The following is a 12,498-nucleotide window of genomic DNA, read 5'->3' as shown; positions in this document are numbered from 1 at the left end:
CCGAAAGGCTGGCTGGGTCACAACAACGATTGCGAGCGCTCGGCGCCAACGTAAGGGAACGTAACGGTCGTTCCGAGGTCGATGAATGGCCAGGGCGGCGCCGTGATAAGCATGCTAGTCATGTCTGTCGTCATGCAAACCGTCATCAACGCCAGCGCCCCGGCACCCATCTCAGCTTCAGGGGCGCCACCGTGTTCCGATCGTTCTTTCCCAGACCACCACTCTTTTTTTCCAGCGCCCTGATCTGGGCGCTTCTCGCCATCACCCTATGGGAAACCACTGCCAGCACCTGGGGCGAATTCATCGGCTTGCCGCCGCTGGCCGGGGATGTCGCCCTGCCGGTCAGTGTCTCTCGCTTCTGGTCGCCATCGTTTCTGTGGTTCTACCTCTATTACATCTCTTGCACCGGGCTGTTCGCCGCCGTGTGGGGGCGTGTCGAACCCCACCGCTGGCAGCGCTGGTCCATTCTGGGCGGCGCGCTGATCATCTTCCTGACCTATTTTTCCGTGCAGACCAGCGTCGCGGTCAACGCCTGGTATGGCCCGTTCTGGGACATGGTGCAGCAAGCGCTCGCCGGTGGCAGCGACGTGACCGCCCTGGATCTCTACCGGGAGATGCTCACTTTCGCCGGTATCGCCTTCGTCGCGGTGACGGTCGGTGTGTTCAATCTATTCTTCGTCAGCCACTACATCTTTCGCTGGCGCACAGCGATGAACGACTACTACATGAGCCATTGGTCACGGCTGCGGTCAGTGGAAGGCGCGGCTCAGCGCGTGCAGGAAGACACCATGCGCTTTTCCACCACGCTGGAAGGCCTCGGCGTCAATCTGCTCAAGGCCGTGCTGACGCTGATCGCTTTCCTGCCATTGCTGGTGACGATGTCGAAGAACATCACCGAGTTGCCCTTCATCGGCCATGTGTCCGACGCGCTGGTGTGGGCAGCGATCGTGTGGTCGGTGTTCGGCACTCTGCTTCTCGCCCTGGTAGGGATCAAGCTGCCGGGGCTCGAATTCAACAACCAGCGTGTGGAGGCGGCCTATCGCAAGGAGCTGGTCTACGGCGAGGACGACGCATCGCGCGCCGGGCCGGTCGCCGTGAGCACGCTTTTCTCGCGCGTGCGCCACAACTACTTCCGGCTCTACTGGCATTACGCCTACTTCAATATCGCGCGGATCTTCTATCTGCAGGCGGACACGATCTTCGCGTTCGCGGTGCTGACGCCATCGATCGTCGCCGGCAAGCTGACACTGGGGTTGCTGCAGCAAATCCTCAATGTCTTCGGTCAGGTCCGAGAATCGTTCCAGTACCTGGTCAATTCATGGTCGACGATCATCGAGCTTCTCTCGATCGCCAAACGCCTGCGCACCTTCGAAGCCGTGATCGACGAAAGCCGGACGGTGTTCGAACCGCCGGCGTCGTCCGACCTCGTCACCAGAGAGCGGTAGCTCGTGCAAGCCCCTTAGGTGCTGTCTGAAAAGTGGACGAGCGCAGTACTTTTCAGACAGTGCCTAGTCAGGAACATGCAGCGTGATCACCGGACAAGGGGCAACGTGCGATACCTTGTGCGACACGCTGCCCACCACCAGGCTCTTGAGATTGCTCTGGCCGCGACTGCCCATGACGATCATGTCGACGCCAAGATCGGTCGCCAGCTGCACGATGACGTGCGCCGGTCGCCCTTCCTCGACGTGATAGGTCACTTCGTCGGAGCCGCCACCGACGGCCAGCCAGGCTTCCGCGAGCAGGCGCTCGCCTGTCAGACGCCCCTTCTCCGGCGTGTAGTCGGCCGGCGACGCACCGACCATGGCGCCCAACGCATCCTTGGCGACCGGTACCTCGGGAACATGCAGCAGGTGAATCCGGGCCTGGGTCGCGCGCTGGATGAGACATGCGTGCTCCAGCGCCTTGCGCGCACTGGTGGAACCGTCGATCGGTACCAGAATCCGTTGAGACATGGTCGCTCCCCCTGGTTGGCGATCGATTCGCGGGTCACTCGAAGACCGCGCAACGTCGGTCGCGGTAGACGCCGGTGTTTCGCCAGACGGGCAAGACACCGGGCTCTCGCTCAGCGTAGCCAATTCAGCGCCGTGGGAAAGGGCGCAAAAGGTCGCAGGGGCAGGTGGATGCCCGCCTCGGCCCTGCGCAGGGATGCAGCACCGTCACAGCACGGCCATCGGACTGACATCTTTCTCTTTTAAGGTACACCACCAGTACCCCGCTCCCCCGCTCGACTTGCCCGGAGACATTGCCGTGCGATTTCATCACCTGTTCTGCTGCGCCGCTCTGGCGACCCTGTCATTCTCCTCCTCGGCCCAGGCGGCGACCACCATCACCTGGTGGCATGCCATGGAGGGCGTGCTCGGCGAGAAGGTCAACGAGATCGCCGACGAGTTCAACGCCTCGCAGGACGAGTATGTGGTCAAGCCCGTTTATAAAGGCAGCTACAGCGACAATCTCACCGCGACCATCGCTGCATTCCGCGCCAATCAGGCCCCGGCCATCACGCAGGTCTTCGAGGTGGGCACCGCGACGATGATGAACGCGGCGGGCGCTATCTATCCGATCCATCAATTGATGGAGGAAACCGACACGCCGTTCGACCCCGACGCCTTCCTGCCGGCGGTGAAGAGCTACTACACCTCGAGCGACGGGCAAATGCTGTCGATGCCGTTCAACTCCTCCACCCCGGTGCTCTACTACAACAAGGATGCGTTCCGGGAGGCCGGGATCGAGACGCCACCGGCGACCTGGAAAGCGGTGGGCGAGGCGGCCCACAAGCTGGTCGAAAGCGGCGCCTCAGAATGCGGGCTGACCACCGCCTGGCCAAGCTGGACGCAACTCGAGAACTTCAGCGCCATCGATGACCTGCCCTTCGCCACCCATGCCAACGGCTTCGATGGCACCGACGCTCGCCTGGTGTTCGACAAGCAGGAGGCGACCGTGGCCCACATTCAGGACCTGGCCGAGTGGCAAAAGAGCCACGCCTTCGAATATGGCGGCCGCGCCGACAGCGGCACCAAGCGCTTCCAGTCGGGCCGCTGCGCCATGCTGACCACCTCCTCCGCCTCGCGGGCCGGCATCCAGGAGGCCGCCGAGGGCAAGTTCACCTTCGGCATCGCCCCGCTGCCCTATGACGCCAAGGCGGTAAACCAGCCCAGGAACTCGATCATCGGCGGCGCCTCGCTGTGGGTCATGCGGGGCCAGTCGGAGGCGGTCTACCGCGGCGTGGCCAGGTTCCTGAACTTCCTCTCGTCTCCCGCCATTCAGGCCGACTGGGCAAGCTTCACGGGCTACGTGCCGATCACCACCGCCGCCTACCAGCGCCTGAAATCCCAGGGCTTTTACGCGGACAACCCGGGGGCCAGCGTGGCGATCGACCAGCTGACCCGCGGGACGCCGAATGACAACGGCCGTGGCGTGCGCCTGGGCAACATGCCGCAGATCCGCAACATCATCGCCGAGCAGCTGGAGAAAGCCTTCAACGGTGACGAGCCGGCCGCCGCAGCGCTGCAAGAGGCCGCCCGGCGTGGCAACCAGGAGCTGGCGCAGTTCCAGCAGAGCGTGGCGCGCTGACGTTGGCGCCGATTCTCGTTTTCTCTCCGCTAGCGGCGGATGGCGCAAGCCGCCCGCCGAATCACCGATGACCACCTTCGAGCGCTATCGTTTCACACCCTGGCTGCTGCTGGCGCCCCAGCTCGCCATCGTGGCCGTCTTCTTTTTCTGGCCGGCCGCGGACTCTCTGCGCCAGGCATTCTATGTCCAGGATGCCTTCGGGCTCGGCGAACGATTCGTGGGCCTGGCGAACTTCCAGCGGGTCATGGCCTCGTCGGGATACTGGCAAGCCATGAGCGTGACGGTGCTTTTCAGCGTACTGGTGGCCGGCGGCGCCATGCTGCTGGCGCTGCTGCTGGCGGTACTCGCCGATCGCGTGCTCCATGGGGCCAGGCTCTACCGGGTGCTACTGACCTGGCCATATGCCATAGCACCGGCGGTCGCGGGGATACTGTGGATGTTCATGTTCGACCCGGTGCTCGGCGTGCTGACCCACGTCCTGGCCGGCTTCGGCGTGCACTGGGACGCGCAATTGCATCCCGGACAGGCGCTGGCGCTGGTGGTGATCGCCTCGATCTGGCAGCAGATGAGTTACAACTTCGTGTTCTTTCTCGCCGGCCTGCAGATGATCCCGACCTCGTTGCTGGAAGCCGCGGCCATCGACGGCGCCGGTCCCTTCCGCCGCTTCATCGGCATCACGCTGCCGCTGCTCTCGCCGACCGCCTTCTTCCTGCTGGTCATGAACAGCGTCTACGTGCTGTTCGAGACCTTCGCCACCATCGACAACACCACCCTCGGTGGCCCGGGCGGCGCCACCCGCACGCTGGTCTACAAACTCTACGAGGATGGATTCGTGGCGCGCGACCTCGGCAGCTCGAGTGCACAGTCGGTGCTGTTGATGGTGCTGGTCGGCGCACTCACCTTCGTCCAGTTCCGTTACCTCGAACGCCGGGTGCAGTATTGATGCGCTACGATCGCCCCCTCCTCGACCGGCTGACCCATCTGCTGCTGATCCTTGGCGTGATCGTGTTCGGATTGCCGCTGTGGCTGGCGCTCACCGCCTCCACCCACAGCGCCGGAGCGCTGCAGAGCGGCATCGCCCCGCTGTGGTTCGGCGGCGAGGGGCTGGCCAACTACTGGCAATTGCTGTCACAGCCGATCGCGGGGCTCGGTGTCAGCGCCCTGCGGCTGCTCGCCAACTCACTGGTGATGGCGCTCGGCATTGCGATCGGCAAGATCGCCATCTCGCTACTGGCCGCCTATGCCATCGTGTTCTTCCGTTTTCCCTGCCGCACGCTCTGCTTCTGGCTGATTTTCGTCACCCTGATGCTGCCGGTGGAGGTGCGTATCGTGCCGACCTATGGCGTGGTGGCGCGCTTCGGATTGATCGATACCTATGCCGGCATGATCCTGCCGCTGATCGCCTCCGCCACCGCCACCTTTCTGCTCCGCCAGAGCTTCATGAGCCTGCCCCAGGAGCTGTTCGAGGCCGCCCGGCTCGACGGCGCCGGGCCGCTGCGCTTCCTGAAGGACTTCGTGCTGCCGCTGTCGAAGACCAACCTGGCGGCGCTGTTCGTGATCATGTTCCTCTACGGCTGGAACCAGTACCTGTGGCCGCTGCTGGCGGCCAACTCGCCGGAACACGCCACCGCCGTGATCAGTCTGAAGAATCTCGTCCAGTCCACCGACACCCTGCCGCCCTGGCAACTGGCCACCGCCATGGCAGTGATGACCGTGCTGCCGCCGGTGGCGGTCATCATTGCCATGCAGCGCTTCTTCGTGCGCGGCCTGACCGATACCGAGAAATGATTTCCAACCGTGGAGAGCCACCATGGCCACACTGACCTGCCGCCAGTTGTCCAAGACCTACCCGGGCGACCATCGAGCCGTCGAGGCGCTGGACCTGACCCTGGAGGCGGGCGAGCTGATGGTCGTGGTGGGCCCGTCGGGCTGCGGGAAGTCCACGCTACTGCGCATGGTGGCGGGTCTCGAAGCCATCAGTGGTGGCCAGTTGATCATCGACGGGACCGTCGCCAATGCCCTGGAGCCGGCCCGGCGCGGGGTCGCGATGGTGTTCCAGAACTACGCGCTCTATCCGCACATGAGCGTGTTCGACAACATGGCCTACGCGCTCAAGCTGCAGCGGCGCCCCCGCGCGGAGATCGAACGTCGGGTGCACGAGGCAGCGACACTGCTGGGTATCGATGCCCTGCTCGAGCGTCGTCCCCGCCACCTCTCCGGTGGACAGCGCCAGCGCGTCGCGATGGGGCGCGCCATCGTGCGCGAGCCAGCCCTGTTTTTGTTCGACGAGCCGCTCTCCAACCTCGACGCCGCGCTGCGGGTGCAGATGCGTCAGGAGATCCGACGCCTGCAGCAGCGGCTGGGCGCGAGCATGCTCTATGTCACTCACGACCAGGTGGAGGCGATGACGCTGGCCGATCGCCTGGTGGTGATGCGCGAAGGCCGCATCGAGCAGATCGGTACACCGATGAGCCTGTTCGAGGCCCCCGCCAGCTGCTTCGTGGCCCGCTTCATCGGCTCGCCGGCGATGAACCTGATACCCGTCAAACGGGCTCGCGACGGTGCCCACCTGTGTGCAAGGCTCCAGCTCTCCGGCGACCCTGAGGCGACCGCGCGGGCGGCCACGCTCGGCCTGCGCCCGGAGCACTTGAGACTCGACCCCCAGGGAGAGCTGGCAGGCACGGTGGAGATGATCGAACCGCTGGGCGTGGATGCCCTGGTTCACTGTCGGCTGCCGGAACATCACGAGCCGCTGACAGCCCGGCTGCCGATGACGGCGCTCGCCGCATCCGGCATTCGACAGCAGGGCGCGATCCGACTGGCCGTCGACGGCCCGCTGCACCTGTTCGACGACCAGGATCGCCGCCTCGACCATGCGGCAAGGCTGACGCCGCTGCCATCCCTCTTCGCCATTTGATCTTTTCGCTCACCGACCGGCGCAGATCCACGCTCTCGCATCCCGCGTCGCGTCAGCCCGCCACGGCGTATCTGGCGGCGGCCTGATCGACATGGATACAGGCTACCGCGACCCGCTCGTTGACGTGCTCCAGCGGCGGATCGAGCCGGGTACACTCCTTGGTCGCCAGATGGCAGCGTGGTGCGAACGGGCATCCCGGCGGCGGCGCCAGCGGCGATGGCGGCTCGCCCTTGAGATGAACGCGCTCGCGGCGGCGGTTGGGGTCCGCCACCGGCGTGGCCGAGAACAACGCCTGGGTATAGGGATGGCGCGGGGTGGTGAAGACCTCCTCCGCTGGCCCGGTCTCCACCGGCTGGCCGAAGTACATCACGATCACGTCATCGGCGATGCGTCGCACCACCGACAGATCATGCGAGATGAACACGTAGGCCAGGCCGAACTCCTCCTGCAGATCTGCCAGCAGGTTGAGCACCTGGGCCTGGATCGACAGGTCCAGCGCCGAGACCGGCTCGTCCAGCACCAGGATCTTGGGGTTGAGCATCAGCGCCCGCGCAATGGCGATGCGCTGGCGCTGGCCGCCGGAGAACATGTGCGGATAGCGATCGGCATGTTCGGGGCGCAGCCCGACCTTGGCGATCATCTCCAGCGCCGCCTGGCGGCGCTCGGCCGCGCTCATCTCCTTGCGATTGAGCTTGAGCGGCTCTTCCAGCATGGTCGCCACGGTCTTGCGCGGATTGAGCGAACCATACGGGTTCTGGAAGATGATCTGCACCTCGCGACGCAGCGCGGCCGGCGGGCGCTGCCCCTCCTTGAGCGACACCTGGTGCCCGCTGATGGTCAGCTGGCCGCTGGTAGGCGGCTCGATCATCGTCAATACACGAGCCAGCGTCGACTTGCCGCAACCGGACTCGCCGACCACCGCCAGCGTCTGGCCGGGATAGAGCTCGAAGGTGGCCTCGTTCAGCGCCTTGACCGTCGCCGGCTTGGAGAACGGGCTACCCTTGATCTGATAGTGACGGGTGAGATTGACGGCGCTCAATACGGCATCGCGGCTCATGGGCGCACCTCCGGTCGCGACGGATTGTGGGAAGACGGATTCGAGGCCAGCGGATCCTGCGGCGTCGCCGAGGGCGGCGTGCCGACTGCCGGGTGATCGAGCGGATAATGGCACAGCGTACTGGCCGGATCGTCCGGCGCGGCGACCGGCTCGACCTCGCGGCAGTGTTCGGTCGCATACTGGCAGCGCGGATTGAACAGACAACCGCTGGGGCGATCGTGCTGCCCGGGAACGACACCGGGAATGGTCGGCAGTCGGTCCTGATCGCCGGCACGCTCCGGCAGCGCCGACAGCAGCGCCTCGGTATACGGATGACGCGGATGGGCGAACAGCGACTTCACGTCCTGCTTCTCGACCTGGCGGCCGGCGTACTGCACCACTACGTGCTTGGCGGTCTCCGCGACCACACCCATGTCGTGGGTGATCAGGATCAGCGCCATGCCGGTATCTTCCTGCAGCTTGAGCAGCAGCTCGAGAATCTGCGCCTGGATGGTGACGTCGAGTGCCGTGGTTGGCTCGTCGGCGATCAGCAGCCGGGGGTTGCAGGAGATCGCCATGGCGATCATCACGCGCTGGCTCATCCCGCCGGAGAGCTGATGCGGGTAAGCCTTGATCCGACGCGCCGGATCGGGGATACCGACCTGCGCCAGCAGATCCAGCGCCCGTTCGTGGCGCTCCTTGCGTGAGCCGCCCAGGTGCTGCTTGATCATCTCGTCGATCTGGGTGCCGACGGTGAAGCAGGGGTTGAGACTGCTCATCGGCTCCTGAAAGATCATCGACATCTCGCCGCCGACGATGCGGCGACGCTGGCGCGAGCTCAGCTGCTGCAGATCCTGGCCGTCGAAGGCCATCTTGTCGGCGGTGACCTGCGCCGTCCACGGCAACAGGCCCATGGTGGCGAGCATCGAAACGGACTTGCCGGACCCGGACTCGCCCACGATCGACCACACTTCGCCGCGATCGACGTTGATGTCGACGTTTTCCACGGCGGCAAACAGGCCGCTACTGGTCTTGAAGCGAACGCTGAGGCCTTCAATATCGAGTAATGCCATAAGTCAGAACCTCCGGCGTTAAGAGCGTTTCATCTTGGGATCCAGCGCGTCGCGCAGGCCGTCACCCATCAGATTGATCATCAACACCGTGAGCAGAATGATCAGCCCCGGGAACGTGACCGCCCAGTAGGCGCTGCCCATGAACTCGCGCGCATTGGCCAGCATCGCGCCCCACTCCGGCGTCGGCGGCTGTACGCCCATGCCGAGAAAGCCCAGTGCCGCGATATCGAGAATCGCGGTGGAGAACGAGAGCGTCGCCTGCACGATCAGCGGCGCCATGCAGTTGGGCAGCAGCGTGTTGAACATCAACCGCAGGTGCCCGGCACCGGAGAGCCGGCTGGCGATGACATATTCGCGATTCTTCTCGCCGATCACCGCGGCTCGCGTCAGACGTACGAAATAGGGCAGCTGGACCATCGCGATGGCGATCATCGCGCTGGTCAGACCCGGGCTCAGGATGGCGACCAGACCCAACGCCAGCAGCAGGCTGGGGAACGCCAGCACCACATCCATCACGCGGGTGATGACGGTCTCGACCCAGCCCCGGAAGTACCCGGCCAACAGGCCGAGGAAGATACCCACGCCCATCGAGATCACGACCACCATGGCGCTGATCGAGAGCGAATAACGCGCGCCGTAGATCAGTCGCGAAAGCACGTCGCGGCCCACGGCGTCGGTGCCGAGCAGGTAGTTCCAGCTGCCCTCGGCATGCCACACCGGCGGCACCAGCAGCGCCGAGCGATCCTGCATCGCCGGATCGTGTGGCGCGACCCATGGCGCGAACAGCGCGACCAGCAGAATGAAGACGATGAAGATCAGGCCGACCAGCGCGCCGCGGCTGGCACTGAAGTCGCTCCAGAAAGACGCCAGCTGGTAGCGAAAGGTACCCGGCGCGGGCTGAGAGCTTTTTTTCGAAAGTATCAGTTGGGACATGTCTTGGCTCCCGAAATGACTCCAGAATGCGCGAACGAAGACAAGACAAGGCGGGCTCGGTCGAAGACGCGGAGTTTACGAGTTGTAAATGAGCATTCTGAGACTGAGGCCAACGCCGTATTGTCGAGTGCAGCCATTTTGGACCCCTCAGTGGCGAATGCGTGGGTTGATGACGCCATAGGCGAGATCAACCAGCAGATTGACGATCATCACGATGAACGCGATCAGCACCAGACCACCCTGCACCGAGGGATAGTCGCGTCGCGAGATCGCATCGATCATCCATTTGCCGATACCCGGCCACGAGAAGATCGTCTCGGTCGGAATGGCCCCTGCCAGCAGCAGGCCGACCTGAAGACCGATCACCGTCACCACGGAAATCAGCGCATTGCGCAAGGTGTGCACCATGATCACGCGGAAGTTCGACAACCCCTTGGCTCGCGCGGTACGCACGTAGTCCTCGCCCAGCACCTCGAGCATCGAAGAGCGGGTCTGGCGAGCGATGACCGCCAGCGGGATCGTCCCCAGCACGATCGACGGCAGGATCAGATAGTGGAGCGAGGAGAGAAACGCGCCCCAGTCGCCGGCGATCAGGCTGTCGATGGTCATGAAGCCGGTCACCGGCTCGATGAAGTACATGTAAGAGATGCGCCCGGAGACCGGGGTCCAGCCCAGCGTGCTGGAGAACAGCATGATCAGCAGCAGGCCCCACCAGAAGATCGGCATCGAATAGCCCGTCAGGCTGATGCCCATGACGGTGTGATCGAGCGTCTTGCCGCGTTTGACCGCGGCCAGTACACCGGCCGGCAGGCCGATGATCACGGCGAACGCCAGCGCAAAGAGCGAGAGTTCGAGCGTCGCCGGAAAGCGGCTCATGAACTCGTCCATCACCGGGGCGTGGGTCACCAGCGAATTGCCGAGGTCGCCATGCAGCAACCCCTTGAGGAAATCGAAATACTGAACGATCAGCGAGCGATCGAAGCCCAGCTGGGATTTGAGCTCGGCGTAGCGCTCGGCGGATATGCCGCGCTCTCCCGCCATCAGCAGAATCGGATCGCCCGGCAGCAGGCGAATGAAAGAGAACGCAACGATGGTGACGCCAATGAACGTCGGCACCAGCTGCGCCAGTTTGACCAGAAAGAATTTGAACATGTTTGGAGTACTGCTAGTCACGCGTCAAGACGCGGGGCGGCTGTCAGGGCCGCCCCGCGTCTCCGCTAGGAGAGAATCACTCGATGTCGACGCCTTCGAAGCTGTGGCCGCCGAGCGGATCGATCTTGTAGCCGGTCACTTCCTTGCGCAGCGGCATGAAGACCGTGGAGTGGGCCAGGGTGTCCCACGGTGCCTGCTCCTTGAAGATCTCCTGCGCCTGCTCGTAAAGCTTGGCGCGATCTTCCTGGCTATCCAGGGTGCGTGCTTTCTGGATCAGATCGTCGAACGGCTTGTAGCACCACTGTGAACGGTTGGCACCACCGACGCCGTCACAACCGAGCAGCACGCCCATGAAGTTGTCCGGATCGCCGTTGTCGCCGGTCCAGCCGAGGATGACCGCACCGTCACGCTTGGTATCCGAAGAGCGCTTCAGGTACTCGCCCCACTCGTAGGTGACGATCTCTGCATCGACGCCAACCTTGGACAGATCCGACTGCATCAGCTCGGCGGTACGCCGCGCGTTGGGCATGTACGGACGCTGTACCGGCATTGCCCAGATGTTCATCTTCAGGTTCTCGACGCCAGCATCCTCCAACATCTGCTTGGCCTTCTCGGGATCGTACCGATCGTCCTGGATGGCGTCGTTGTAGCCCCACATGGACGGCGGAATCGGGTTCTTGGCCACCTGGCCGGCACCCTGGAACACCGCATCGATGATCGCCTGCTTGTTGATCGCCATGTTGAGTGCCTTGCGCACTTCGGGCTTGTCGAACGGCGCCTGCTGGGTGTTGTAGGCCAGATAGGCCACGTTCAGACCGGCTTCCTCGAGCACGTTGATGTCGTCGTTCTGCTGCATCGCTTCGACATCGGACGGATTCGGGAACGGCATCACCTGACACTCGCCCGCCATCAGCTTCTGATAGCGCACCTGAGCATCGGAGGTGATCGCAAAGACCAGATTGTCGATCGGCTGCTTGCCGCGGAAATAGTCCGGGTTCGCCTGATAGCGAATGGCCGCATCTTCACGATAGTTGACGAACTGGAACGGACCGGTGCCGACCGGCTGCTGGTTGGCCAGTTCCGGCTTGCCCTCGTCGAGCAGCTGCTGCTCGTATTCCTTGGAGTGGATCGACGCGAAATCCATCGCCAGGTTGGCCACGAACGGCGCATTGGGCTGGGTGAGCACGAACTTCACGGTGTGGTCGTCGACCTTGTCGATCGACTTGATCAACTCGCCCATCGACATCGAGTTGAAATATTCGAAGCTGCCGTTGGCCAGCTTGTAGTACGGGTTTTCCTTGTCCATCTGACGCTCGAACGTCCAGATGACGTCGTCGGCGTTGAGCAGTCGGCTCGGCGTGAAGAAGTCGGTGGTCTGGAACTTGACGTCATCGCGCAGGTGGAATGTCACTTCCAGGCCGTCATCCGAGACTTCCCAGCTCTTGGCGAGGGCCGGCTCGACTTCGGTGGTGCCCGGCTTGAACTGAACCAGACGGTTGTAGATCGTCTTGCTGGACGCGTCGAAGGTCGTGCCCGCCGTGTAGAGCGAGGGATCGAAGCCTTCCGGAGAACCTTCGGAGCAGTAGACCAGCGTCTTGGCCATGACCGGGGTCGCGCCCAGCATCATGGCGGCGATGCCAGCCGCAAGCAGCGTCTTCTTCATTATCAATCTCCTGCACAGCAGCACGCTGTTATTGTGGTGTCGGCTCGGGGCCGATTGTCATTGTATTACCGGCCGGTCAGGCGGCCAGCAGTCGGCACAGACTAGAGCGTGAAGTAGCGTTTAATCAATTGGCCGATAGCGTGAGAACGGG

11 protein-coding genes are annotated in these 12,498 nt (G+C 63.8%); 5 read left to right on the top strand and 6 right to left on the bottom strand.

The features are described from left to right. Positions 1-191 precede the first annotated feature (191 nt). Complete coding sequence (gene sbmA, locus BTW07_RS15470; protein ID WP_075571077.1) at positions 192-1,445, top strand: peptide antibiotic transporter SbmA; 1,254 nt, start codon at positions 192-194, stop codon at positions 1,443-1,445. A 63-nt stretch (positions 1,446-1,508) separates the two neighbouring features. Here sbmA and BTW07_RS15465 read toward each other — a convergent pair whose 3' ends face one another. Beyond that, positions 1,509-1,955: a universal stress protein gene (locus BTW07_RS15465; RefSeq protein ID WP_075571076.1), complete on the bottom strand. Its 447-nt coding sequence runs from the start codon at positions 1,953-1,955 to the stop codon at positions 1,509-1,511. 295 nt (positions 1,956-2,250) lie between these two features. Between BTW07_RS15465 and ugpB the strand changes: the two genes are divergently transcribed. The 4 genes from ugpB to BTW07_RS15445 all read left to right on the top strand — a co-directional run bounded on the left by ugpB (position 2,251) and on the right by BTW07_RS15445 (position 6,490). Next, positions 2,251-3,573, top strand: a complete 1,323-nt coding sequence (gene ugpB / locus BTW07_RS15460; protein WP_244158393.1) for a sn-glycerol-3-phosphate ABC transporter substrate-binding protein UgpB — start codon at positions 2,251-2,253, stop codon at positions 3,571-3,573. A gap of 67 nt (positions 3,574-3,640) precedes the next feature. Beyond that, positions 3,641-4,516 (top strand): sn-glycerol-3-phosphate ABC transporter permease UgpA, encoded by an 876-nt coding sequence (ugpA, locus tag BTW07_RS15455; RefSeq protein ID WP_075571075.1) that lies wholly within the window; start codon positions 3,641-3,643, stop codon positions 4,514-4,516. Further along, positions 4,516-5,361 (top strand): sn-glycerol-3-phosphate ABC transporter permease UgpE, encoded by an 846-nt coding sequence (gene ugpE / locus BTW07_RS15450; RefSeq protein ID WP_075571074.1) that lies wholly within the window; start codon positions 4,516-4,518, stop codon positions 5,359-5,361. Before ugpA ends, ugpE begins: the two co-directional genes overlap by 1 nt. A 22-nt stretch (positions 5,362-5,383) precedes the next feature. Further along, positions 5,384-6,490 carry an ABC transporter ATP-binding protein gene (locus tag BTW07_RS15445; RefSeq protein ID WP_075571073.1) on the top strand — a complete coding sequence of 369 codons (1,107 nt, stop codon included), beginning with the start codon at positions 5,384-5,386 and terminating at the stop codon, positions 6,488-6,490. 52 nt (positions 6,491-6,542) lie between these two features. Here the strand turns inward: BTW07_RS15445 and BTW07_RS15440 are convergent, their stop codons facing one another. The 5 genes from BTW07_RS15440 to BTW07_RS15420 form a co-directional block, all read right to left on the bottom strand. Continuing rightward, on the bottom strand, positions 6,543-7,547 hold the full coding sequence (locus tag BTW07_RS15440; RefSeq protein WP_075571072.1) for a dipeptide ABC transporter ATP-binding protein: 1,005 nt from the start codon (positions 7,545-7,547) through the stop codon (positions 6,543-6,545). Beyond that, a complete protein-coding gene (locus BTW07_RS15435) occupies positions 7,544-8,599 on the bottom strand; it encodes an ABC transporter ATP-binding protein (protein ID WP_083941942.1) in 1,056 nt (351 codons plus the stop codon). Before BTW07_RS15435 ends, BTW07_RS15440 begins: the two co-directional genes overlap by 4 nt. An 18-nt stretch (positions 8,600-8,617) precedes the next feature. Next, on the bottom strand, positions 8,618-9,532 hold the full coding sequence (locus BTW07_RS15430) for an ABC transporter permease subunit (RefSeq protein ID WP_075571071.1): 915 nt from the start codon (positions 9,530-9,532) through the stop codon (positions 8,618-8,620). Positions 9,533-9,679: 147 nt separating this feature from the next. Then, entirely contained in the window at positions 9,680-10,684 is a 1,005-nt protein-coding gene (locus tag BTW07_RS15425; RefSeq protein WP_075571070.1) for an ABC transporter permease subunit, read from the bottom strand. A gap of 76 nt (positions 10,685-10,760) precedes the next feature. Next, complete coding sequence (locus BTW07_RS15420; protein ID WP_075571069.1) at positions 10,761-12,347, bottom strand: ABC transporter substrate-binding protein; 1,587 nt, start codon at positions 12,345-12,347, stop codon at positions 10,761-10,763. Positions 12,348-12,498: the final 151 nt, after the last annotated feature.

Origin of the sequence: Salinicola socius, from assembly GCF_001937195.1 — a bacterium.
Taxonomy (GTDB): Bacteria; Pseudomonadota; Gammaproteobacteria; order Pseudomonadales; family Halomonadaceae; genus Salinicola; species Salinicola socius.
This window is presented reverse-complemented; position numbering and strand designations above follow the sequence as displayed.